This is a genomic window from Micromonospora sp. R311, assembly GCF_056780015.1.
Map to the genome: position 1 here is coordinate 1 of NZ_JBSWCE010000051.1, position 23,212 is coordinate 23,212.

Annotated in this window: 21 protein-coding genes; 4 read left to right on the forward strand and 17 right to left on the reverse strand. The window is 75.2% G+C overall.

Annotated elements, in window-relative coordinates; translation table 11 throughout:
- Positions 1-73: 73 nt before the first annotated feature.
- The 3 genes from AC1WTP_RS30795 to AC1WTP_RS30805 form a co-directional block, all read right to left on the reverse strand.
- On the reverse strand, positions 74-856 hold the full coding sequence (locus AC1WTP_RS30795; protein WP_481652743.1) for an isocitrate lyase/PEP mutase family protein: 783 nt from the start codon (positions 854-856) through the stop codon (positions 74-76).
- Positions 853-1,869, reverse strand: a complete 1,017-nt coding sequence (locus AC1WTP_RS30800) for a cytochrome P450 (protein ID WP_481652744.1) — start codon at positions 1,867-1,869, stop codon at positions 853-855. The genes AC1WTP_RS30795 and AC1WTP_RS30800 overlap by 4 nt, the downstream gene beginning before the upstream one ends.
- A gap of 113 nt (positions 1,870-1,982) precedes the next feature.
- Complete coding sequence (locus AC1WTP_RS30805) at positions 1,983-2,729, reverse strand: ArsR/SmtB family transcription factor (RefSeq protein ID WP_481652745.1); 747 nt, start codon at positions 2,727-2,729, stop codon at positions 1,983-1,985.
- Positions 2,730-2,859: 130 nt separating this feature from the next.
- On the opposite strand from AC1WTP_RS30805, the gene AC1WTP_RS30810 reads away from it, so the two are divergent.
- A complete protein-coding gene (locus AC1WTP_RS30810) occupies positions 2,860-5,076 on the forward strand; it encodes a glycoside hydrolase family 43 protein (protein ID WP_481652746.1) in 2,217 nt (738 codons plus the stop codon).
- A gap of 48 nt (positions 5,077-5,124) precedes the next feature.
- Here the strand turns inward: AC1WTP_RS30810 and AC1WTP_RS30815 are convergent, their stop codons facing one another.
- From AC1WTP_RS30815 to AC1WTP_RS30855, 9 genes are all read right to left on the reverse strand, one after another.
- The gene (locus AC1WTP_RS30815) at positions 5,125-6,423 is read right to left on the reverse strand and encodes an ABC transporter substrate-binding protein (protein WP_481652747.1); all 1,299 of its coding nucleotides are present in this window, start codon (positions 6,421-6,423) and stop codon (positions 5,125-5,127) included.
- A 16-nt stretch (positions 6,424-6,439) separates the two neighbouring features.
- Positions 6,440-7,555 carry a branched-chain amino acid ABC transporter permease gene (locus AC1WTP_RS30820; protein WP_481652748.1) on the reverse strand — a complete coding sequence of 372 codons (1,116 nt, stop codon included), beginning with the start codon at positions 7,553-7,555 and terminating at the stop codon, positions 6,440-6,442.
- Entirely contained in the window at positions 7,552-8,436 is an 885-nt protein-coding gene (locus tag AC1WTP_RS30825; protein ID WP_481652749.1) for a branched-chain amino acid ABC transporter permease, read from the reverse strand. Before AC1WTP_RS30825 ends, AC1WTP_RS30820 begins: the two co-directional genes overlap by 4 nt.
- Positions 8,433-10,325 carry an AMP-dependent synthetase/ligase gene (locus AC1WTP_RS30830; RefSeq protein WP_481652750.1) on the reverse strand — a complete coding sequence of 631 codons (1,893 nt, stop codon included), beginning with the start codon at positions 10,323-10,325 and terminating at the stop codon, positions 8,433-8,435. Before AC1WTP_RS30830 ends, AC1WTP_RS30825 begins: the two co-directional genes overlap by 4 nt.
- Positions 10,322-11,098 (reverse strand): ABC transporter ATP-binding protein, encoded by a 777-nt coding sequence (locus AC1WTP_RS30835; RefSeq protein WP_481652751.1) that lies wholly within the window; start codon positions 11,096-11,098, stop codon positions 10,322-10,324. The genes AC1WTP_RS30830 and AC1WTP_RS30835 overlap by 4 nt, the downstream gene beginning before the upstream one ends.
- Entirely contained in the window at positions 11,095-11,886 is a 792-nt protein-coding gene (locus AC1WTP_RS30840) for an ABC transporter ATP-binding protein (protein WP_481652752.1), read from the reverse strand. Before AC1WTP_RS30840 ends, AC1WTP_RS30835 begins: the two co-directional genes overlap by 4 nt.
- Positions 11,887-12,009: 123 nt before the next feature.
- Entirely contained in the window at positions 12,010-12,534 is a 525-nt protein-coding gene (locus AC1WTP_RS30845; RefSeq protein WP_481652753.1) for a 2'-5' RNA ligase family protein, read from the reverse strand.
- Positions 12,535-12,571: 37 nt separating this feature from the next.
- A complete protein-coding gene (locus AC1WTP_RS30850; RefSeq protein ID WP_481652754.1) occupies positions 12,572-13,177 on the reverse strand; it encodes a response regulator transcription factor in 606 nt (201 codons plus the stop codon).
- Positions 13,174-14,328, reverse strand: coding sequence for a sensor histidine kinase (locus AC1WTP_RS30855; protein WP_481652755.1), 1,155 nt, complete (start codon positions 14,326-14,328; stop codon positions 13,174-13,176). The genes AC1WTP_RS30850 and AC1WTP_RS30855 overlap by 4 nt, the downstream gene beginning before the upstream one ends.
- Before the next feature lie 133 nt (positions 14,329-14,461).
- Here AC1WTP_RS30855 and AC1WTP_RS30860 point away from each other — a divergent pair, with 133 nt between their 5' ends.
- Both AC1WTP_RS30860 and AC1WTP_RS30865 read left to right on the forward strand, forming a co-directional pair.
- Positions 14,462-15,322, forward strand: a complete 861-nt coding sequence (locus AC1WTP_RS30860; protein WP_481652756.1) for a DUF6010 family protein — start codon at positions 14,462-14,464, stop codon at positions 15,320-15,322.
- 147 nt (positions 15,323-15,469) lie between these two features.
- Positions 15,470-17,248 (forward strand): DEAD/DEAH box helicase, encoded by a 1,779-nt coding sequence (locus tag AC1WTP_RS30865; RefSeq protein WP_481652757.1) that lies wholly within the window; start codon positions 15,470-15,472, stop codon positions 17,246-17,248.
- 57 nt (positions 17,249-17,305) lie between these two features.
- Here the strand turns inward: AC1WTP_RS30865 and AC1WTP_RS30870 are convergent, their stop codons facing one another.
- Entirely contained in the window at positions 17,306-17,770 is a 465-nt protein-coding gene (locus AC1WTP_RS30870) for a MarR family winged helix-turn-helix transcriptional regulator (RefSeq protein ID WP_481652758.1), read from the reverse strand.
- A gap of 55 nt (positions 17,771-17,825) precedes the next feature.
- Here AC1WTP_RS30870 and AC1WTP_RS30875 point away from each other — a divergent pair, with 55 nt between their 5' ends.
- Positions 17,826-18,320 (forward strand): SgcJ/EcaC family oxidoreductase, encoded by a 495-nt coding sequence (locus AC1WTP_RS30875; RefSeq protein ID WP_447135974.1) that lies wholly within the window; start codon positions 17,826-17,828, stop codon positions 18,318-18,320.
- A gap of 88 nt (positions 18,321-18,408) precedes the next feature.
- On the opposite strand, the gene lon is transcribed toward AC1WTP_RS30875, so the two are convergent.
- The 4 genes from lon to AC1WTP_RS30895 all read right to left on the reverse strand — a co-directional run bounded on the left by lon (position 18,409) and on the right by AC1WTP_RS30895 (position 23,154).
- Positions 18,409-20,745, reverse strand: coding sequence for an endopeptidase La (gene lon / locus AC1WTP_RS30880; RefSeq protein WP_481652759.1), 2,337 nt, complete (start codon positions 20,743-20,745; stop codon positions 18,409-18,411).
- 38 nt (positions 20,746-20,783) lie between these two features.
- A complete protein-coding gene (locus AC1WTP_RS30885) occupies positions 20,784-21,065 on the reverse strand; it encodes a hypothetical protein (RefSeq protein ID WP_481652760.1) in 282 nt (93 codons plus the stop codon).
- 25 nt (positions 21,066-21,090) lie between these two features.
- Positions 21,091-22,215, reverse strand: a complete 1,125-nt coding sequence (locus tag AC1WTP_RS30890) for a putative manganese transporter (RefSeq protein WP_481652761.1) — start codon at positions 22,213-22,215, stop codon at positions 21,091-21,093.
- A 69-nt stretch (positions 22,216-22,284) separates the two neighbouring features.
- The gene (locus tag AC1WTP_RS30895) at positions 22,285-23,154 is read right to left on the reverse strand and encodes a manganese catalase (RefSeq protein ID WP_481652762.1); all 870 of its coding nucleotides are present in this window, start codon (positions 23,152-23,154) and stop codon (positions 22,285-22,287) included.
- Between the last annotated feature and the right edge of the window lie 58 nt (positions 23,155-23,212).

A 23,212-nucleotide genomic window follows, 5' to 3' on the forward strand; every position in this document is an offset into this window, starting at 1 on the left:
TTGCGTCACAACATGATCCTGGATGCCCTCTCTTCATACCCAGACATCGACCCCTGACATCGGAACTACTCGTCTAGTCGGCGGACGATCCGCTCAGCCGCTGCACCTCGGCGTACGAGGGCAGCCCGGTGGGGACGCCCCGGCCGGCCAGGACGTCGAGAGCGGCGCCCAGCGCGGCCCGGAACAGCAGGGAGCCGGTGCTCACCCGGGCCACCCCGAGCGCCCCCAGTTCGGCGGGGCCCGACCCGTCGGGTGACAGCAGCACGTTGAGCGGGGCCTCGACGGCGGCGACCAGCCGGGCGACGGTGCCGGGCTCGGCCACCCCGGGGACGAAGACCCCGTCGGCGCCGGCGTCCCGGTAGGCCCGGGCCCGGCGCAGCGTCTCCGGGAGCGGGTCGGGCGTGCCCAGCCACCAGGTGTCGGTCCGGGCGTTGACGAACAGGTGCGGCACGGCCGCCTTGACCGCGGTCACCTTCGCGGCCGCCAGCTCCGCGGGGGCCAGGCCGCCGTCGGCCCGGCCGTCCTCGAGGTTGATCCCCACCACGCCGAGCGCGGCCAGTTCGGCGGCCAGGTCGGCGACCTCGGTCGGGTCGTCGCTGAACCCGGCCTCCACGTCGACGGTCAGCAGCACGGGCAGCCGGCGCAGCAGCCGGGCCAGCCGGACGGTCTCCGCCCGGGTGGCGGCCGCGCCGTCGGGCAGGCCGGCGGCCGCGGCCACGCCGAGGCTGGTGGTGCCGACGGCCGGGTGGCCCCGCGCGGCGAGGGCGGCGGCGCTGGCGTGGTCCCAGGCGTTGGGCAGCAGCAGCGGCCGGCCGGCGTGGTGCAGGGCGCGGAAGGCGGCGCAACGGTCGGTCATCGGGGGCGTACCTCCAGCCGGGTCGGCACCCGCAGCAGCGCGTGCGGTTCGTGGTGGACCGGGGCGGCGACCGGTCGGCAGCGCCGGCGCAGCACGCCGACGACGCCGGCGGCCAACGCCAGGGCGTGCCGCTCCCCCGGGCAGCCGCGCGGTCCGGCGCCGAAGGTCAGCCCGGCGCCCGGGCGCCCGGGCGCTAGGCGGTCCGGGTCGGCGAAGACCGCCGGGTCCCGGTTCGCGGCGTCGAAGCGCAGCAGCAGCGGGCTGCCCGGCGCGAGCTGCCGCCCGCCGAGCCGGACCGGGCCGGTGGTGACCCGCCGGGTGCCGCGTACCGGCGGGTCGAGCCGGAGCACCTCGGCCAGCAGGTCACCGGTGGGCACCTCGGCGGGCCAGGCCAGCGCGTGCCGGCTGGCGGCGCCGATCAGGCCGGCGGTGGCGTCGGCGGCCTGGACCAGCAGGCCGATCCGGTTGGCCCGGACCTCCGGATCGGCCGGCGGGGTCAGCGCCAGCAACGCGGTCACCGCCCGGTCGGCGCGCCGGACCGCGGCCGGCTCGGCCCCGGGGTGGTAGGCGGCGGCGACCGCGGTCACCGCCGGCACGGCCGCGTCCGGGTCGGCCAGGCCGAGCCGGTCGGCGAGCACCCGCAGCGGCACCCGGCGGGCGAGCGCGCCCATCACGTCCAGCCGGTCACCGGCGCGGTCGAGCGTCTCCCCGGTGAGCCGGGCCGCCGCCCGGCGCAGCTCGTCGGGGTCGAGGTCGGCCAGCGCGGCAACGCCGACCGCCCGACGGGCCGGGTGTCGTCCGGGTGGGCTGAACCGGCTCACCGTGCCGCGCAGCCAGGCCAGGGTGCCGGGCGGGCCGGGTTCGGCGGCCGGTACCTGGCAGGCCGGGTCGAGCAGCGCGGCGCGGACGTCGGCGTGCCGGGTCACCGTCCAGCCGGTGGCCGGGTCGAGGGTGGGCGGGCCACACGGCGCGGTGCCGGAGGCGGGGGCGAGGAGGGTCGTGGCGGTGGTCACCGGCCGACGGTAGGGCCGGATCCGTTCGGTCTCCGCCGAAGGGACCACCGGCGTCCGCCGCCCCCGACCCGGCGCGCTGGTCGGGCCGGCGCGGACACCGGCGGCGGACGCACTCAGGCCCGGCCGCCGCCGGTGTCCGGGGTCGCGGCCGGGGCGAGGTCCGCGACGCTCAGGCCGAGCGCGCCGGCCAGCGCGGGGGTACCGGCCGGGGTCAGTCGCACCGCCCGGCCGGCGCCCCGGGTGAGCCAGCCGAGGTCGAACAGCCGCCGATAGAGCGCCGCGCCGAGGGCGCCGGCCAGATGGGGACGCCGCTCCGTCCAGTCCAGGCAGTCGCGCAGTTGCGGGCGTCGGGCCGTACCGGGCGACGCGACCGGGACGTCCAGCCCGTCGAGCCAGTCGCGCCCGGCCGGGGTCAGGGTGAGCCCGGCCGCGTCGTCCAGCAGCCCGCGGGCCAGCATCGTGTCGCGCAGCAGCACTCCGAGCCGGCCGGCCAGGTGGTCGTAGCACGTCCGGGCGTACGCCAGCGCCGCGTCGGCCCGGGCGGCGCGCAGCGAGCGGGCGGGCCGCGCGGCACCCGGCGCGTGGCCGGCCAGGTCCTCGACCAGCTGCGCCACCGACGGCCCGGCGAGCCGGAGGTAGCGGTGCCGGCCCTGCCGCTCCTCCACCAGCAGCCCTCCGCGGACCAGCCGGTCCAGGTGCTCGCTCGCGGTCGACGGGGCGACCCCGGCGGCGCGGGCCAGCTCGCCCGCGGTCCAGGCCCGGCCGTCGAGCAGGGCGAGGCAGAAGCTGGCCCGGGTGCGGTCGGCGAGCAGGCCGGCGAGGCGGGCCAGGGCCGCGCCGTCGGTGCTGGTGGCGCTCATCGCCCCATGCTGGCACGGGGACGCTTCGGCGCCCACCGACCGGTCGCCAGCCCTTTACAACGTTGTATCCATCGTTGTAGAAACGGACGGAGTGACCCTCGTCGACATTCCCCCACCCGAGGCAGGTCTGATGGGACAACTCCGCCGTGGCGGTGCGCTCGCCGCCGTACTCGGTCTGCTGCTGGCGGCGACGGCGTCCGCGCCGGCCGTCGCCGCCCCCGACCCCGGCTACCGCAACCCGGTCTCGGCCGGGTTCGCCGACACCTTCGCCGACCCCGTCGTCGTCCGCGGTGACGACGGCTTCTGGTACGCCTACGGCACCACGGACCCGCTGCGCGAGGGTGAGCGGCAGTTCCACCGGGTGCCCACCGCCCGCTCCGCCGACCTGGTCGACTGGACCTACGTCGGGGACGCCTTCGGCGCCGGTCAGCGGCCCCCGTACGCGGCCCCCGGGGCGGGCTTCTGGGCACCGGACGTGCGCCGGATCGGCGACCGGTACGTCATGTACGTGACGGTCACCGACACCACCGTCTCGCCCGAGGGCGGCGACTTCGCGATCGGCGCGGCGACCGCGCCCACCCCGACCGGCCCGTGGACCTTCGCCGACCAGCCGGTGGTCGCCCCCCGCCCCGGCGGCGGCGGTGGCTGGCTGTGGACCATCGACCCGACCCAGTTCACCGACGTCGACGGGACCAACTACCTCTACTACGGCAGCTACTACGGCGGCATCTCGGTCACCGAACTCTCCCCGGACGGGCTGCGCGCGGTCGGCCAGCCGACCCTGGTGGCGATCGACAACAAGTTCGAGGGCAGCTACGTGCTGCGCCACGACGGCTGGTACTACCTGTTCGCCTCGACCGCGAACTGCTGCGCCGGCCCGGCCACGGGCTACTCCGTCCACGTCGGCCGGTCGCGCTCCCCGCGCGGCCCGTTCGTCGACCGCGACGGGATCGCGCTGACCGCGTCCCGGGCCGGTGGCACCCCGGTGCTCAGCCAGAACGGCAACCGGTGGATCGGCACCGGCCACAACGGCTTCCTCACCGACCTGTCCGGGCAGGACTGGATCGTCTACCACGCGATCGACCGGGCCGACCCGTACCTGGACGAGCCGTTCGGCATCAACGAGCGGCCGATGCTGCTGGACCGCCTCGACTGGATCGGCGGCTGGCCGACGGTCAACGCCGGCGCCGGCCCGTCCGACGGCACCCGGCCCGCCCCGGTGACCAGCGGCCGGGTGGACGAGCGCTTCGACGCCGGCCTGGCCGGCTGGCGGGGCACCGGCGGCTGGCAGGTCGCCGGCGGCCGGCTCACCGGCAGCGGCGCGCTGACCAGCCGGAGCACGCTGGGCGGAGACCTGCGGGCGGAGACCGACCTGCGGTTGGCCGCCGCCGGCACGGCCGGGCTCATCCTGGGCGGCCGGGTCGAGGTACGCGTCGACGCGACGGCCGGCCGGCTGGTGGCCGGTGACGGGCACCGTACCGCCAGCGCGGCGCTGCCGGCGGGCTACCGCCCGGCCGACCGGCACAACCTCGCCGTCGAGGTCCGCGGCCGGCAGTTGGTGGCCGAGCTGAGCCCGGCCCGGCTCGGCGACCAGCTGGCCACGGTCGCGCTGCGGCTGGACCGCCCGGTGCCCGGGCGGCTCGGGCTGACCGCCACCGGCGGCGCCGCCGAGTTCGACAACGTCAGCGTCGCCCGGCTCCACCGGCCGGCCCGGCACGCCGTGCCCGAACCGCGGGCCGGCGCGCCGCTGCCGGGGTGGTCCGACGAGTTCACCGACGGCCTCGACCCGGCCTGGAGCTGGGTGCGGCCGGACCCGGCGGCCACCGTGTCCGGCGGCGCGCTGCGCTGGCCGGTGCAGGCGGCGGACCTGACCGGCACCGGCAACACCGCGAGCGTGCTGCTGCGCGACGCGCCGCCCGGGGACTACGTGGTGGAGACGAAGGTGACCCTCGACCTGGGCGAGGAGACCGTCCGCAACTACCAGCAGGCCGGCCTGGTCGCGTACGTCGACGACGACCGGTTCGCCCGGCTGGCCCAGGTGGCCATCTGGAACACCCGGCAGGTGGAGTACGGCTACGAGCTGCCCTTCGCCGGCCAGCCGGTGTACGGCGGGAACATCGTCGGCACCCCGGCCACCACCACCTGGCTGCGCCTGGCGCACCGGGTCGACCCGGCCACCGGGGAGCACGAGTTCCGGGCCGGCTCCAGCCGGGACGGGAAGCACTGGACCTGGGGCGGGGTGTGGACCTTCCCGGCCGACACCACCCCCCGGATCGGGCTGGTCGCCCACGGCGGCGCGCAGCCGCCGGTCACCGCCGGGTTCGACTACCTGCGCTTCCACCGCTGACCCGCCCGTCGGGCCCCCCGCCGTGCGCGGGGGGCCCGACCCGGTCCCTCAGAGCTTCTCGTAGCAGGGCCGGTCCAGGTTGTACGCCTGCGCGGTCGGCCCGGTGAACAGCTCGCGCACCTGGCTCACCCCGGTCGGGGAGGCCTTGTCCGGCTTGTAGACCGCGGTGACCCGGACCGCGCCCTCGTTCGCCCCGGCCGCGTAGTTGCCCGCGGTCGCCGGCAGCATCCCCTCGTAGTCCACCGAGGTCAGCGACTTCACCGCCCTGAGCAGACCGGCCCGGGTCAGGTCCCCGTCGGCCACCGCCTTGGTCAGCGCCGCCTTCATCGGGTACGACCAGACCCAGCCGGAGGTGTAGCCGTCGTTCGGGGTGACCCCCGGCAGCGCCTCCCGCAGCGCCCGGTGTCCCGGGGTGTCGCTGCTCCAGGTGTTCCACGGCGCGGTCTGCTCGTAGCGGGCCAGCAGCGCCGGGGCGGCCGGGCTCTGCAGCAGCGCCGGGTTCCAGGTCGGGCTGGTGCCGATGAACCGCCCGGCGAAGCCGCGCGCCGCCGCCTGCCCGACGATGGTCGCCGCGTCCGCCGGGCCCATGGTGAGCACCACCAGGTCCGGCCTGCCGGCGAGGATGGCCTGGATCGCGCCGGCCTGCTTGTCCGCGCCCGAGTCGGTCTTGACGTCGGTGAAGGTCAGCCCCAGGGTCTGCGCGGCCAGCTTCACCCCGGCCGCGGCGTCGTCGCCGTAGTCGCCGGCCAGGTGCACCGCCATCACCGACTTCGGGGCGTATGTCTCGCGGGCGTAGTCGAGCGCGTTCATCGACTCGATGCAGTAGTTCGCGCCCGACTCGATGATGACGTCCTCGAACGCGTAGCCGGAGGTCCAGGCGGCCGGGGCGGCGATCACGTTGCTGGCCTTCATGTCGCCCAGGATCGCGCCGGTGGTGGGCGAGCCGAGGCTCTGCGCCAGCGCCAGCACGTTCGGCTTGATCTCCTGGTAGACCTGGTTGTGGGTCTGCGGGTTGTACTTGTTGTCCCGCACGTAGCGGGTCACGTCCACCTCGTAGTCGCCGATCCCGCCGGCGGTGTTGACCCGCTTCCAGAACGCCTTCTGGGCGTCCGTGATCGGCACCGCGAGGGCCCGGAACGGCCCCTCGGTGAGGTCGGAGATGATGCCGAGGTAGATGCAGCCCTTGTTGCGGTCGACCGCCTCCGGGCACGGCTCGGCGGTGACGCCGACGTCGGTGCGCAGCCCGGATTCGTCGGTCGTGGTGTCGCCGCCACGGCACGCGGTGAGCGTGCCGGCCAGCAGGATCAGGGCCACCCCGAGGGCGGTCCGCGACGTCCGTATTTCCATGGCTTCCTCGCTCGGGTCAGTAGGAGAACGGCCACGCCTTCCAGTAGGCGCGGGCCCGGACCCAGAGCCCGAACAGCCCGCGCGGTTCGAAGATCAGGAAGACGATGATGAGTACGCCGTAGAGGATCGTCTCCACCTGGAAGACGTTCGGCACCTCGTTCGGCTGGGTGCTGATGAACGGCACCCACGCCTGCACTTCCCGGGTGAGCCGGGGCAGCAGGGTGATGAAGAACGCCCCGGCGATCGCGCCGGAGATGGTGCCCGCGCCGCCGATCAGCACCATGGCGATGTACTGCACGGACAGCAGCAGGCTGAACGAACTCGGGTCGAAGAAGCCGGTGACGGTGTAGAGCAGCGCCCCGGCGCAGCCGGCGTAGGCCGAGGACACCGCGAACGCGATGGTCTTGTACCGGGGCAGGTTCACCCCGATCACCCCGGCGGCGATGTCCCGGTCCCGGATCGCGGTGAACGCCCGGCCGATCCGGGAGCGGGCCAGGTTCCGGGCGGCCACCGCGAAGACCACGAGCAGCGCCAGCATCAGCCAGAACAGCTTCTGGTCCCGGGTGGCGGTGGCGTCGGTGACGGCCAGCGGCCGGCCGAGGAACTCCAGGGTGGCCGCCGGCCGGCCCACCCCGGCGCCGCCGGTCAGCGCGGACCACTCGTTGAACACGTGCTGGCCGATGAAGACCAGGCCGAGGGTGACGATGGCCAGGTAGAGCCCGCGCAGCCGGGTGGCCAGCGGGGCGACCAGCACGCCGGCGAGCGCGGCCACCAGGCCGGCGGCCGGCAGCCAGACCGCGATGTCGGTCACCCCGAGCCCGATCACCCGGCCGTCCGGGTCGCCGCTGATCGCCGCCGCGGTGTACGCCCCGATGCCGAGGAAGAACGCGTGCCCGAGGGAGACCTGGCCGGCGTACCCGGTGACCAGACCGAGCCCGATCGCGCCGATCGCGGCCACGCAGCCGACCGCGAGCAGTTGCAGCAGGTCGTCGGTGAGCAGGAAGGGCAGCGCGAACGCCAGCGCCAGCAGCGCGCCGGTCCACCACCGCTTGGCCGGCGTGTCCAGCAGCGCCAGGTCCTGGGCGTAGGAGGTGCGCAGCAGCGGCCGGCCGCGGACCCGCGAGGACGTCATACCCGCTCCACCTCCCGGGTGCCGAAGAGTCCGTACGGGCGGACCAGGAGCACCACCAGCATCAGCACGTACGGGGTGATCACCGAGACGTTGCCGCCGAGCCAGGCGAGGTCGTTGGCGTAGCTGGCGGTGAGTTCCTGGAGCACACCGACGGCGAGCCCGCCGACCACCGCGCCGGGCAGCGAGTCGAGTCCACCGAGGATGATCACCGGCAGCGCGGTCAGCGCGATCAGCCAGAGCGCGGCGTCCACGCTGGCCCCGGCGGCGGCGAAGGTGCCGGCCACCGCGGCCAGCCCGCCGGCCAGCGCCCAGCTGACCGCGAAGACCGCGCCGACCGACACGCCGTGCGCCAGCGCCGCCTCCTGGTCCAGCGCGGCGGCCCGCATCGCCAGCCCGGTGCGGGTGAACCGGAAGAACGCGAACAGCCCGGCGACCAGCAGCGCGGTGGCGGTCACCGCGGCCAGGTGCCGCTGTTGCAGCTCCACCGGGCCCAGCGAGAGGGTGCGCAGCCCCCACGGGTCGCCGACGTGCCGCACGTCCAGGCCGATGAAGGCGTTGACCACCACCCGGACGGCGACGTCCACGCCCAGGGTGATGATGGCGACCACGAACGCCGGCCGGCCCACCATGGGCCGGACGGCGGCGCGCTCGACGCCGAGCGCGAGCAGCCCGGTGCCGACCGCCGCGAGCGGCACCGCCGCCCAGAACCCGACCGCCGGGCTGAGGTAGGTGACCGCGACGACGCCGGCGAGCATGAACGCGGGCTGGGCGAAACTGATCACCCGGGTGGCCTTGTAGATGATGACGAAGCCGAGGGCGAGCAGGGCGTAGACGCTGCCGGTGCCCAGCCCGCGCAGGACGCTCTCGGCCAGCTCGGTCACCGGTCACCGTCCGGGGCGTACAGCTCGTCGACCAGGTCGGCGAAGGCGCGGGTGACCGCCTCCCGGCGGACCTTCTGGGTCGCGGTCAGCTCGCCGTCGTCCTGGTCGAGCTCCTTGGGCAGCAGCCGGAACCGCTTGATCTGCTCGACCCGCGGGTGGCGGGCGTTGACCTCGTCGACCACGGTGCGGATCAGGTCGACCACCTCCGGCTTGCCGGTGAGGTCGCGGTAGGTGGTGTACGGCAGCCGGCGGCGCTGCGCCCACTGCCCCACCGTGTCGGCCTCGATGCCGATCAGGGCCACCAGGTAGGGTCGGCGGTCGCCGATCAGCACCGCCTCCCTGACGTACGGCGAGGCCTTCAGCTCGTTCTCGATCCCGGCCGGGCCGATGTTCTTGCCACCCGCGGTGATCATGATGTCCCGGGCCCGGCCGGTGATCCGCACGTGCGTGCCGTCCACCCACTCGCCGATGTCGCCGGTGTGCAGCCAGCCGTCGGGCTCCAGCACGGCCGCGGTGGCGGCCGGGTCGTCCAGGTAGCCGGCGAAGACCCCGGGGTGGCGGGTGAGGATCTCCCGGGTGGTCTCGTCGATGCGCAGCTCGACACCGTCCTGCGGCTCGCCGACCGTGCCGAGTTTCACCCGGCCCGGCCGGTTGCCGGTGGCGACCGCCGAGTTCTCCGTCATCCCGTACACCTCGTGCATCGGCACCCCGATGCCCATGAAGAAGCGGAGCACCTCGGGGGCGATCGGGGCGGCGCCGGAGGCCGCGTAGCGCACCCGGCGCACGCCGATCCGCTCGCGCAGCGCGCGGTAGCAGAACAGCCAGCCGACCGCGTACGCCAGCCGGCTGGCCGCGGTGTGCCGGCCGCCGGTGGCCACCAGGGTGGCGCCGATCCGGTCGGCGACCCGTAGCCAGAACCGGGCCACCGCCCGTTTCAGCGGGGACGCCGACGCCACCCGGATGGTGACCGTGGCGAGGATCTTCTCCCAGATCCGCGGCACCCCGAACAGGATGGTGGGCTGCACCTCGCGCAGGTTCGCCGGCACGGTGGCGACCGACTCGGCGAAGTTCACCTGCACCCCGGCGCCGGCGCTGCTCCAGGTGGTGAAGACCCGCTCGGCGACGTGGCAGAGCGGCAGGTAGGACAGGAGCAGGTCGTCCGGGCCGGGCGGGGGCTGGGCGAGGCCGCCGCCCTCGGCGACCGTCCGCACCGCGAAGTCCACGTTGGCGACGGTGAGCATCGCGCCCTTGGGCCGGCCGGTGGTGCCGGAGGTGTAGATCAGGGTGGCCAGGTCGGCGGGGGTGGCGGCGGCCATCAGCTCGGACACCAGCTCGGGGTGGGCGAGCCGGTGGGCGGCGCCGAGGGCCAGGAAGTCGTCCCAGTGCAGCAGCGCGGGGTGCCGGTAGCGGCCCCGGATGCCGCGCGGTTCCAGGTAGATCACGCGGTCCAGTTCGGGGCAGTCGTCGAGCACCGCGAGCGCCTTGTCGACCTGCTCCTGGTCCTCGGCGACGAGCACCCGAGCCCCGGAGTGCGCCAGCAGGTAGCCGATCTCGGCGGCCGGGTTGGTCGGGTAGAGCCCGACGGTGGCGCCCCGGACGGCGACGGTGGCCACGTCGGTCCAGAGCCACTCGCGCCGGTTCTCGGCCAGCACCGCCACCCGCTCCCCCGGGCCCACCCCGAGGGCGAGCAGGCCGTGCGCCACGGTCCGCACGGTGTCCCAGTACGCCGCCCAGGTCACCTCCTGCCAGATCCCCCGGACCTTCTCCCGCAGCGCCACCCGGTCGGGGGTGGCCCGGGCGCGGTCGCGTACCCGGGCGGCGATCGTCGGGGCGGCGGCGCCGGCGGTGTCCGTGGCCGGCGTCCCGGTCGGCGCGGTGGTGGCGCTCACGTGGTGGTCACCTCCCCCAGGTAGGCGCGGATCACGTCGGGGTGGTGCTGGATCTCGGCCGGGGCGCCGGTGGCCACCGGTTGTCCGAAGTCGACCACCAGCACCCGGTCGGCGAGGTCCATCACCAGGCCCATGTCGTGCTCGACCAGCACCACCGGGACGCCCAGTTCCTCCCGGACGTCGAGGATGTAGCGGGCCATGTCCTCGGTCTCCTCGAGGTTCATCCCGCCGACCGGCTCGTCGAGCAGCAGCAGCTTCGGCTCCATGGCCAGCGCCCGGCCGAGTTCCACCCGCTTCTGCACCCCGTACGGCAGCAGCCCGACCGGCATCCGCCGCCACTGCTCCAGCTCCAGGAACTCGACGATCTCCTCGACGGCGGCCCGGGCGGCCAGTTCCTCGCGGCGGGCCCGGCCGCGCCAGAGCACCGCCGACAGCGGCCCGTACCGGATGTGGTGGTGCCGGCCGAGCAACAGGTTCTCCAGCACGGTGAGGTTGGCGAAGAGCTCGACGTTCTGGAAGGTGCGGGCCAGCCCGAGCGCGGCGATCTCGTGCGGCCGCCGGCCGACCAGGTCGACGCCGTCGAAGACCACCCGGCCGGACTGCGGCCGGTAGACCCCGGAGAGCACGTTGAAGATCGAGGTCTTGCCGGCGCCGTTCGGCCCGATGACGGCGAACAGTTCCTGCCGGCCGACGGTGAAGCTCACCCCGTCGATCGCCCGGACCCCGGCGAAGCTCAGCCGCACGTCGGTGAAGCGCAGGATCTCGTCGGTCACGACAACCACCGCTTCCGTCGCCGGTAGTGCTTGACCTCGCGGAAGGAGCGCCGGCCGGCGTCGGCGCCGGCGTGCAGCCCGAGGTAGAACTCGCGGACGTCGTCGTCGGCGAGCAGCTGCGCCGCCGGCTTGTCGAGCACCACCCGCCCGGTCTCCAGCACGTAGCCGTGCGCGGCGACGGAGAGCGCCATGGCGGCGTTCTGCTCGACCAGCAGCACCCCCGTGCCGGCGGCGTTGATCCGGACGATCAGCTCGCGGACCTGCTCGACCAGGCGCGGCGCGAGGCCCAGGCTGGGCTCGTCCAGCAGCAGGTAGCGCGGCCCGGCCATCAACGCCCGGCCCATCGCCAGCATCTGCTGCTCGCCGCCGGAGAGGTAGCCGGCGGGGCGGCGGCGCCGCTCGGCGAGCACCGGGAAGAGCTCGAACACCTCGTCGAGCCGGGCCGGGATCCGGCGCGGGTCGGTGTGCCCGCCCAGGCGCAGGTTCTCCTCCACGGTCAGCTCGCCGAAGATCCGCCGCCCCTCCATCACCTGCGCCACGCCGCGCCGCACGATCGCGGCCGGACGCAGCCGGTGCAGCGGCTGACCGTCCAGGGTGACCTCACCGCGGACCACCTCGCCGTGGTGGATGTCGAGCAGGCCGGTGATCGCCCGCAGCAGGGTGGTCTTGCCGGCGCCGTTGGCGCCGAGCAGCGCGACGATCCCGCCCGGCGGGACGGTGATGCTCAGGCCGCGGAGCACCAGCATCACGTCGTCGTAGACGACCTCGAGGTTGCGCACCTGCAGCATGGCCGGCGCTCCCGGGGGCTCGACTGTGGCGTGCGCCACAAGTTACCGAGCATTAAACCGCGCGGAACGCCGCCGCAAAAGATCGGAACGGCTGGATCCGCCGATCGTCGTTCCCCCGGCCGATCAGCCGGGGGTCGCCGCGCCGAGCGGGTGGGTGGTGCGGGTGGCGCCGTGATAGCTGCGCGCCGCGACGAACGCCCCCGCCGGCCGGGCATCGCCGACCACCGCCCGGGCCAGGCCGGCGTCGGCGTCGCGGAACCGCAGCGCCAGGCTCAGGTGGGGGCGCCAGCGCGGCGGCGCGTGCCAGGGGTTGCGCCCGTCGGCGTCGGCGAGGACGCGCCACACCGCCGCGTGCAACGCGGTCAGCTCGGCGTCCGGGCGGACCAGCCAGACCAGCGGCGCGCTGCCGTCGAGCACGGCGACCTCACCGAGCCGCGCCGGCAGCGACAGCGCGCCGTCGAGCAACGCGGCCAGCCGGGCCACCGCGCCGGGCGGGAAGTCGTCGGCCGCGGCCAGGGTCAGGTGCGGCCGGTTGGTCGGGTGGGTGTTGCGGGCCAGGCTGGGCAGTCCGGCGGCGGCCAGCCGGTCCCAGGCGGTGCGCACCGCCCGCTCCAGGGTCGGGGAACAGAGCAGTTCGACCGTACGCACGGCCGCCAGGCTAGCCGGGTGTCGCGGTCGAGCGGTGCTAAAGCCAGCCGGCCTCGCGGGCGATCCGCACCGCCTCGGCCCGGTCGGCCGCGCCCAGCTTCTGCACGCTCGCCGCCAGGTGGTTGCGGACCGTTCCGGCGGCCAGGTGGGTGCGCCGGGCGATCACCGCGACCGGCGCGCCGAACTCGGCCAGTCGCAGCGTCTCCAGCTCGCGTGGCGTCAACGGGCACTCGGGCAGGGTGAGCGCGTCGGCGGCCAGCGACGGGTCCACGTACCGGCCGCCGGCGTGCACCCGGCGGATCACGTCGGCGAGCGCGCCGCCCGGCGCGCCCTTGGGCAGGAAGCCCCGGGCCCCGGCGGTGAGCGCCTGGCGCAGGTGCGCCGGCCGGCCGTGGCCGGTCAGCAGGACCACCGCGCACTCGGGCCGGGCCCGGGTGACCTCGGCGGCGACCTGGATGCCGCTGAGGCCCGGCATCTCCAGGTCCACCACGGCCACGTCCGGCCGGTGGGCCAGCACCGCGGTCACCGCCGCCGGGCCGTCGGCGGCCTGCGCCACCACATCGAGGTCGGGCTCCAGGCCGAGCAGGGCGGCCACCGCCACCCGGATCAGCTCCTCGTCGTCGGCGAGCAGGACCCGGATCATGACGTCGCCGGCACGGTGGCCTCCAGGGTGAACACGGTGTCCTCCCGCCGGACCCGCAGCCGGCCGCCGACCGCGCCGAGCCGGTCGGCCAGCCCGCGCAGGCCGTTGCTCCGCTCGTCCGGGCCGCGGTCGGCGGCGCCGTCGTTGGTCACCGTCATCCTGGCCACGCCGTCCTCCCGGGTGATCTCGATCCGGCACCAGCCGGCCCGGCTGTGCCGCAGCACGTTGGTGCTCGCCTCGCGCAGCACCGCGGCCAGCTCGGCGGCCACCCGCACCGGCAGGTCGGCCGGTGGAGCCGGGGTGGTGCAGCGTACGCCGCACGAGCGCAGCACCTCGGCGACGGCGGTGAGTTGCTCGCCCAGGTCGACGCTCCGGTAGCCGTGCACGGTGGCGCGTACCTCGGTGAGCGCCGAGGCGGCCAGCCGCTGCACTTCGGTGGCCTCCCGGCCGGCCCGCCCGGGGTCGGTCGGGGCGAGCCGGGCGGCCAGCTCGGCCTTCAACGCGATCACCGTCAGGTGGTGCCCGAGCACGTCGTGCACCTCCCGGGAGAGGCGCAGCCGCTCCTCGGCCGCGGCCAGCCGGGCCCGGGCGGCCTGGCCCTGCCGGGCCTCGACGAGCAGGTCCCAGAACCAGACCTGGAACCAGTTCACCACGGCGATGCCGGCCCCCACCCCGCCGGTCACCGCCAGGTGCCGCCCGACCGAGCCCCCGGTCCAGCCGGCGACCCCGAGGGCGACCGCGACGGTCAGCGCCGCCACCGCCAGCGCGGCCGGGGGCCGGACCAGCAGCGGCGCCGTGCCGACCAGCGAGGCGCCGAGCCACGCCCAGGTGGGCCACTGCCCGGCGGCGACCGGCCCGACCAGCGGGACGCTCAGCACCGCCGCCCCGGCCAGGCACAGCTGGAACCGCCGGCGGCGGCGCTGCGCCAGCCACGGTGTCGCGGCCGCGTACAGCACGGCGCACTGGGCGGCGGCGAAGGCGAGCACCCCCACCGCGCCGAGCCCGGCGCGTGCCGGGTCGGGCTCCCGCAGCACGCCGACCGCGGGCAGCACGAGGCTGGCCCAGATCCCGGTGGCCAGGGAGAGCAGGGTGGCGAACCGGGCGCGGCGCAGCCGCCGGTCCGCCCGGGGTACCGCCGCCTGCTGCGCCACGGAGCAGATCCTAGAGCGGCCCACCGCCCGGTTCACCCGTGCGATCGTCACGGTCGGACCGTGCGGCCCGCACGGGAATCAGGTGACGCGCGCGCCTGTCGCCCGGTGCGCCGGCGCCGGCAGGGTCGAGGGCATGAGACAGACCCTGACGGACCACCCGATGGTCCCCGTTCCGTCGCCCATCGCCCGTCCGGCCGGCGGCGCCCGGCAGCTGCTGCGGCACCTCGGCGAGATGGCGCTCGCGATGATCGCCGGGATGCTGCTGCTGGGTCCGGTGTGGGAGGTGGCCGGCGCCCCGCTCGGGCTCGCGGCCGTGCTGGCCCGGCCGGACGTCGCGGCGCTGGTGATGGCGACCGACATGACCGTCGGCATGACGGTCTGGATGCGGTACCGCCGGCACTCCTGGACCGCCACCGCCGAGATGGCGGCGGCGATGTACGTCCCGTTCCTGCTGCTGTTCGCGCCGTACCGGGCGGGGCTGCTCCCCGCCGACGCCCTGATGCTCGGCGGGCACCTGCTGATGGTGCCGGCGATGGTGCTGGTGGCGCTGCGGCACCGGCACACGGCGGCCGGCCCGGCGCCCCGGCGGCACCCGGCGGTGGCGGCGGTGGTCCGGCGCTGGCCGACCGGGCTGGCCCTGCTGATGACGGTCGACAGCTGGGTGTCGCCGACGGTGCTCAGCCCGTGGACCTTGCTGGTGCTGCCCGCCGGCTACCTGCTCATCGGCGCGTACCGGCGGCAGCTGCGGGAGCCGGGCGCGCTGGGCCGGCAGCTCGCCGGGCTCGCCGCCTGGTCGGCGCTGGCGCTGGTCGCGGTCACGGTCGGCGGCCGGGCCGCCGCCTGGCTGGTGGCGCTCGGCTGGCTCGCCCACGCCGCCTGGGACGTGGTGCACCACCGCCGCGGTGAGGTCGTGCCGCGCGGCTACGCCGAGTGGTGCGCCGTGCTCGACGCGGTGGTCGCCGGCACGGTCGTCCTCGCCATCCTGACCGCGTGACCGGACGCGGCCCGGGTCACCCAGCGGCCCTCCGGCGGCGGGTGACCCGGCCGCGGAGGGCGCCGGGCCGGCCGGAAACGGTGGACCCGGCGCCGGGTTGTGCCGGTCGGCGCAGCGGGCGGAAGGTGGTGATGAAAGGCTTACCGCATGAGTTCGGCACCCGCAGAGACCCATCCCACCGACCCAGGCACCGAGGACGCGAGCGGCTTCGCGGAGCTCGGGCTCCGCGACGAGTTGCTCGGCGCGCTGGCCGCGCTCGGCTACGAGGAGCCGACCCCGATCCAGCGGGAGGCGATCCCACAGCTGCTGACCGGGCGGGACCTGCTGGGTCAGGCGGCCACCGGCACCGGCAAGACGGCCGCCTTCGCGCTGCCGCTGTTGCAGCGGATGCCGTCGCAACGCGGCGACGACCCGGTGGCGCTGGTGCTGGTGCCGACCCGGGAACTCGCCGTGCAGGTGTCCGAGGCGTTCCACCGGTACGGCAAGGACCTGGGCGCCCGGGTGCTGCCCATCTACGGCGGCCAGCCGATCGGCCGGCAGCTGCGCGCCCTGGACAGCGGGGTGGACGTGGTGGTGGCCACCCCCGGCCGGGCGCTGGACCACATCGCCCGGGGCACCCTGCGGTTGGGCGGGCTGGCCAGCGTGGTGCTGGACGAGGCCGACGAGATGCTCGACATGGGCTTCGCGGAGGACATCGAGGCGATCCTGGAGCACGCGCCCGCGCAGCGGCAGACCGTGCTCTTCTCGGCGACCATGCCGGCCCGCATCGACGGGATGGCCCGGCAGCACCTCACCGACCCGGTGCGCATCCTGATCGCCCGGGAGCAGCCGGTGGCCGGCGAGGCGCCCCGGGTGCGGCAGAGCGCGTACATCGTCGCCCGGGGGCACAAGCCGGCGGCGCTCGGCCGGGTGCTGGACGTCGAGTCGCCCACCGCCGCGATCGTCTTCTGCCGCAGCCGGGAGGAGGTCGACCGGCTCACCGAGACGATGAACGGGCGCGGCTACCGGGCCGAGGCGCTGCACGGCGGGATGAGCCAGGAGCAGCGCGACCGGGTGATGGGCCGGCTGCGGTCGGGCACCGCGGACCTGCTGGTGGCCACCGACGTGGCGGCCCGGGGCCTGGACGTCGAGCAGCTCACCCACGTGGTCAACTACGACGTGCCGTCGGCGCCGGAGTCGTACGTGCACCGGATCGGCCGCGTGGGCCGGGCCGGGCGGGAGGGCGTGGCGATCACCCTCGCCGAGCCGCGCGAGCACCGGATGCTCAAGACCATCGAGCGGGTCACCGGGCAGCGGATCACCATCGACAAGATCCCCACCGTGGCCGACCTGCGGACCCGGCGGCTGGAGCTGACCCAGGCCGCGCTGCGGGAGAGCCTGCTGGAGGACGACCTCGACCCGTTCCGGGCCATCGTGGAGTCGCTGACCGACGAGTTCGACCTGGTCGAGGTGGCGCTGGCCGCGGTGCGGCTGGCACACGAGGCGACCTCGCCCGGCGCGGACGACGAGGAGGAGATCCCGCAGGTCCCGCTGCGCGGCGCGCGGGAGGGGCGGCCGGAGGGCGGCCGGGGCGAGCGGCGCGCCGGGCGGCCCCGCCCGGGCGGCACCACCCAGGTCTTCATCGGGTTGGGCCGGCGGGCCGGGGTGCGCCCGCAGGACCTGGTCGGTGCGATCACCGGCGAGACCCGGGTGAGCGGCCGGGACATCGGCTCGATCGAGATCGCCGACCGGTTCTCCCTGGTCGAGGTCCCGTACGCGGTGGCCGACGAGGTGATCGCCGGGTTGCGCGGCAGCACCATCAAGGGCCGCAAGGCGACCGTACGGCGGGATCGTGACGGTGACGGGGGCGGCGAGCGCCGCTTCGACGGCGCCGACCGGCGCGAGCGCCGGGACCGGGACTTCGGTGACCGGCGCGACCGGCGCTGACGTACCGACGAGGCCCCCGCCGTTGCGGGTGGGGGCCTCGTCGCGTCCGGGCAGCGGTCAGTCGGCCGGCTCCTCGGTCACCCGTTCGGCGTGCTCCTGCTGCACGGCGCGAGCGGTGGTGAGGAAGTCCACGATCGTCTCGAGCTGCCGGTGGTCGTACCGCGTCAGCGCCCGCAGGCCGGCCTCTCCGACCGGCCGGTAGATCCTCCGCTCGGCCGCCCGGGCCGCCTCGGTCGCCTCGACCAGCACCCGGCGCCGGTTGGCCGCGTCCCGGGTACGCGCCACCAGGCCGGCTCGTTCCAGCCGGTCGATGACCGTGGTGGTGGCCGCCGGGCTGACCCGCAGCGCCGCCGTCAACTCGCCGGCTGTCACCGGTCCACGGCCGAGGACGACGTCCAGCGCCCGCAGATCCGTCCGGTTGATCCCCAGCCGGCCGGCAACCGCCTCGTCGAAGGCGTCGAAGCTCTGCTGCAGCAGCCGGATCTCCCGAGCCACCCGGTGCACCAGCTCACTTTTCGACATTCGAATCTTCCTGCTAGCTTAGATTTCGACAGTCGAACTTTAGCAGGGAGTGACCATGACCGAGGACGACCGCAGGGAGATCCGCGAGCTCTTCGACCGGCTGCTACGGGCGTGGACCGACAACGACGCGGTCGCCTACGGCGCCTGCTTCACCGAGGACTCCGACTACGTGTCGTACGACGGCACCCGGGCGACCGGCCGGGCGCCGATGCAGGAGGCGCACGACCGGCTGTTCCGGGGCGTCCTCGCCGGGTCTGCGCTGGTCGGCGAGGTGGAGTCGATCCGGGCGGTGACGGCCGACGTGGCGATCGTGCACGGCACCGGCTCGGTGCTGATGCCCTGGCGTTCGCGCCTGCCGCGCCGCCGGCTGTCCCGGCAGACCCTGGTCGCCGTGCGAACGGCCGCCGGGTGGCGGTTCACCGCGCTGCACAACGGCCGGGTCCGTCCGGTGCGGATTCCCGCGCCGGACTCGGCGCCCGCCCGGCTGTCGCAAGCCATGGCCCGTTGTGCGCGCGGGCTCGGGCTCGGCCGCACCGGCGCCACCGCTTAGCACAGGGCCCCTGTCGTCCGTTCCGACGACAGGGGCCCCACGTGCACCGGCTACGACGCGGCTGCGCCGGAGCACGCTTTCGGCAGGCTCAGGCGGCGGCGAGCGCCGGTCCGTCCAGCGACTCCGTGTCGACCTCGGCCGGGCGCAGCGCCAGGGCGAGCACGTCGGCGACGTCGGCCAGGGTGTGGATGGTCAACGCCTCCCGGACCTCGGTGGGCAGGTCGTCCAGGTCCGGCTCGTTGCGGGCCGGGATGATCACCTCGGTCAGACCGGCCCGGTGCGCGGCGAGCAGCTTCTGCTTCACCCCGCCGATGGGCAGCACCCGCCCGGAGAGGGTGACCTCGCCGGTCATCCCGAACTCGGGGCGGACCGGCCGGCCGCTGGCCAGCGACGCCAGGGCGGTGACCATGGTGATGCCGGCGCTGGGGCCGTCCTTGGGCACCGCGCCCGCCGGCACGTGCAGGTGGATCCGCCGCCCGGCCAGGGCGTTCGGGTCCAGCCCGAGCCGGCGCCCGTTGGAGCGCAGGTAGGACAGGGCGATGTGGGCGGACTCCTTCATCACGTCGCCGAGTTGGCCGGTGAGGGTCAGCCCCGGCTCACCCTCCATGCTGGTCGCCTCGATGAAGAGCACGTCGCCGCCGGCGCCGGTGACCGCCAGGCCGGTGGCCACGCCGGGCACGGCGGTCCGCTCCGCCGACTCCGGGGTGAACTTCGGCCGGCCCAGGTAGCGGGCCAGGTTGCCGGTGTCCACCCGGACCGGCGTCGGGTCGGTGGCCAGGGCCACCGCCACCTTGCGCAGGATCTTGGCGAGCGCCCGCTCCAGCTGCCGTACGCCGGCCTCGCGGGTGTGCTCCCCCGCGATCCGGGCGAGGGCCTCGTCGGCCACGGTCACCTCGTCGGCGGTCAGCCCGGCCCGCTCCCGCTGCCGGGGCAGCAGGTGGTCCCGGGCGATGGCCACCTTCTCGTCCTCGGTGTACCCGTCCAGGGTGACCAGTTCCATCCGGTCCAGCAGCGGGCCGGGGATGGTCTCCACCACGTTCGCGGTGGCCAGGAAGAGCACGTCGGACAGGTCGAGGTCGACCTCCAGGTAGTGGTCCCGGAAGGTGTGGTTCTGCGCCGGGTCGAGCACCTCCAGCAACGCGGCGGCCGGGTCACCGGCGTAGCCGGCGGCCAGCTTGTCCACCTCGTCGAGGAGCACCACCGGGTTCATCGAGCCGGCCTCGCGCAGCGCCCGGACGATCCGGCCGGGCAGCGCTCCGACGTACGTGCGCCGGTGGCCGCGGATCTCGGCCTCGTCCCGCACGCCGCCCAGGCTGACCCGGACGAAGTTGCGCCCCAGCGCCCGGGCGATCGACTCGCCGAGGCTGGTCTTGCCGACGCCGGGCGGGCCGGCGAGGGCGAGCACCGCGCCGGAGCCGCGCCCGCCGACCACGCCGAGGTTGCGCTCGGCGCGGCGGTTGCGCACCGCGAGGTACTCCAGGATGCGGTCCTTCACGTCGGCCAGGCCGGCGTGGTCGGCGTCGAGCACGGCGCGGGCCGCGGCCAGGTCGGTGTTGTCCTGGGTACGCGTGTTCCACGGCATCTCGAGCACGGTGTCCAGCCAGGTGCGGATCCAGCCCGCCTCCGGGGAGGCGTCGCTGGCCTGCTCCAGCTTGCCGACCTCGCGCAGCGCCGCCTCGCGGACCTTCTCCGGCAGGTCGGCGGCCTCGACCCGGGCCCGGTAGTCGGCCGAGCCGTCCGGCTCGTCCTCGCCGAGTTCCTTGCGGATCGCGGCGAGCTGCTGGCGGAGCAGGAACTCCCGCTGGGACTTCTCCAGCCCCTCGCGGACGTCGTTGTTGATCTGCTCGGTGACCTCCTGCTCGGCCAGGTGGTCCCGGACCCAGCCGACGAGCAGCTCCAGCCGGGCGGTGACGTCCGGCGCGGCGAGCAGTTCGGTCTTCTGGGCAAGGCTGAGCCAGGAGACGTAGCCGGCCGAGTCGGCCAGCTCGGACAGGTCGGTCATCCGCTCGATCGCGTCGATGACCTGCCAGGCCCCGCGCTGCTGGAGCACCGAGGTCATCAGGGCGCGGTACTCGCGGGCGAGTTCCCGGGCCCGGCCGGCGGGGGCGGGCTCGTGCAGTTCGGCCGCCTCGACCCAGAGGGCGGCGCCGGGCCCGGGCACGCCCGAGCCGATCCGCGCCCGGGACAGGCCGCGGATGACGGCGGCGGGCTCGCCGCTGGGCAGCCGGCCGACCTTCTCGATGGTGGCCACCGCGCCGACCGGGCCGTACTCGCCGTCGAGGCGGGGCACGGCGAGCAGCTTGCGGTCGCCGGTGGCGCGGGCCGCGTCCACGGCGGCCTGGGTGGTCGGGTCGAGGGTCACCGGGATGACCATGCCGGGCAGGAGCACGGCGTCGGTCAGCGGAAGTACCGGAAGAGTTGCCATCGAACACCTGCTATCGCGTTGTCTTGAGCCTGTCTCGCTCAAGTAACAAAGCGTTCCCCTTGTTCCGGTGTGTGACCCAGACCACGGTCCGGCGTCGGGCGGGCGGGTGTGCGGAGCACGTCCCGCAGCAGCCCCGCGCCCCCGGCGAGGACGACCGCGAGCGGGATCGCCAGGCTGATCAGGGCCAGCGCGGCGACGGTCGCGCCGGGCATCCCGGCGAGCCCGGCGACCACGGTCAGCGTGGTGAACACGAGCAGCTTGGCCCGGGCCCGGGCGACCGGCAGCGGCCAGGTCTCCTCGGTGCGCGCGGCGGATGGCATCGGGTTCCCCTTCCGGTTCGTGTGGTCAGAGCAGGAGCAGCAGGCCGGCGCCGACGGCCGCCGCCGGAATGGTGGTGATCACGGTGGCCAGCGCGGCGGAGTGCCGGCGCATCGCGGCGAGCGGGATCAGCGCGTCGCCGTCCTGGCTGATCGCGTTGGCCACCAGGGTGGGCAGCGGCAGTCCGCCGCTGACGTAGAGGCCGGTGAAGACGATCTGCACGGCGCAGCCCGGGATGAGCCCGACCGCCGCGCCGACCAGCACGCCGAAGATCCCGGTGAGGGCGAGTTCCGAGCCGTCGAAGCCGGTGCTGGTGGTGATCACCTGCCAGGCGAGGTACGCCACCGCCACCCAGACCGTCACGAAGGACGCCTCGTGCGCGCTGCGCCGCAGGGTCTCCCGGAACGACCGGGCCTGGGCGGTCTCCAGGGTGTCGTCGGCCAGCCGCCCCCGCCCGGCGGCGAAGATCAGCATGGCGGTCAGCGTGCCGAGCACGCCCAGCGCGAGGTACGGGTCGACGCCACCGAGCCAGCCGGTCAGCACCCCCGGGTCGACCACCTGGAAGACCACCGGCACCGACACCAGGAACGCCGGCGTGGTCAGCCCCCAGAACGCGGTGGACGCCGGCACCCGGGGCAGCAGCCCGCCGAGCAGCCGGCGGGTACCGGCGAGGTCGGGTCCGCCGGCCGCGGCCAGCCCGGCCGGCGCGGCGGCCACGGCGGCGGCCGGGGCGACCGCGGGACGGCCCCGCGCGGCGCGGGCGGGGTCGATGCCGAGCGCGTCGACGACGTAGCCGGTGACCAGGCCGACCGCGAACAGCAGCAGGTGGATCTGGAGCGCGAAGAGCGGGTTCCAGGCGATCACCACCCAGGACGAGTCGCCCATGGTGGCCGCCAGCGCGGCGACCACGGTGCCGAAGGAGACCTTCCCCCGGGCGTAGAGCGGCATCAGGATGATCGCCCCGCCGCAGCCCGGGCTGGCCCCGAGCAGCGCACCGACCAGCGGGCCGAGCCGGCGACGGCGGGTCAGCCCGTCGGTGACCCGGTCGCCGTAGCGCCAGCGCAGCCAGCCGAAGAGCGCGACCAGCACCGCGACGTAGACGCCCACCTGCATGAACGCGTCCGCGAGCGGGCGGAGCACGAGTTCGGTCACGGCACACCTCCTCCGGGTACGGGCGCCGCCGGACCGTCCGCCGCTCGCGGACGGTCCGGCGGTGCGGCGTCAGGTGAGCTTGCTCTTGACCTTGTTGACGACGCCGCCGGCGACACCCGGGTTGGTGCCGTACAGCCGCGGGTCGCCGGGCGGGAGCACCGGCTCGGGCGCGTGCGCGCGCGGGCTGTGGTCGTAGCGGAACTCGCCCTTGCCGTCGGGCGCCGGCCCGGAGGCCCAGCGCCCCTCGGCCGCGTCGCCGCCGGGCGAGAAGTCGAGGTAGGTGTAGCTGAACTTTTCGGTGAACTCCTTCGAGTCGGGGAAGGCGTCCGGCACCGGCATCTCCTCCAGGCCGTCCTCCTTGAGCTGTTCGATGGCCGCCAGCCACATGTTCTGGTGCATGGTGTCGCGGGCCAGCAGGAAGCGCAGCATCTGCTTGACGCCCGGGTCGTCGGTCATGTTGAACAGCCGGGAGACCTGGAGCCGGCCCTGCGCCTCCGCGGTGACGTTGAGCTGGAAGTCGGCCATCAGGTTGCCACTGGCGGTGATGAAGGCGGCGTTCCACGGCACGCCGTTGCTGTCCGTGGGCAGCGCCCCACCGCCGCCGTGGATGAAGTGCGCCGGGTTCGACCCGCCGTAGATCGCCCCCACCATCGGGTTGTCGTCGGCGGCCTCCTGCAGCGACAGCGGCGCGTTCTCCAGCAGCCGGGTGATCATGGTGGCGATCATCTCGACGTGGCCCATCTCCTCGGTGCCCACGTCGAGGAGCAGGTCCTTGTACTTGCCGGGCAGCCGGCAGTTCCAGCCCTGGTAGAGGTACTGGTTGGCGACGGTCATCTCGCCCCACTTGCCGCCCAGGATCTCCTGGAGCCGGCGGGCGAACGCGGCGTCCGGGCCGTCCGGCTTGGCCTCGAACTGCAGGTCCTTGATGTGGCTGAACACGGGTCCTCCTCGGTGCCACTGGTTCGGTACCGAGGGCAGTTCCCCCGCCGCTGACCCG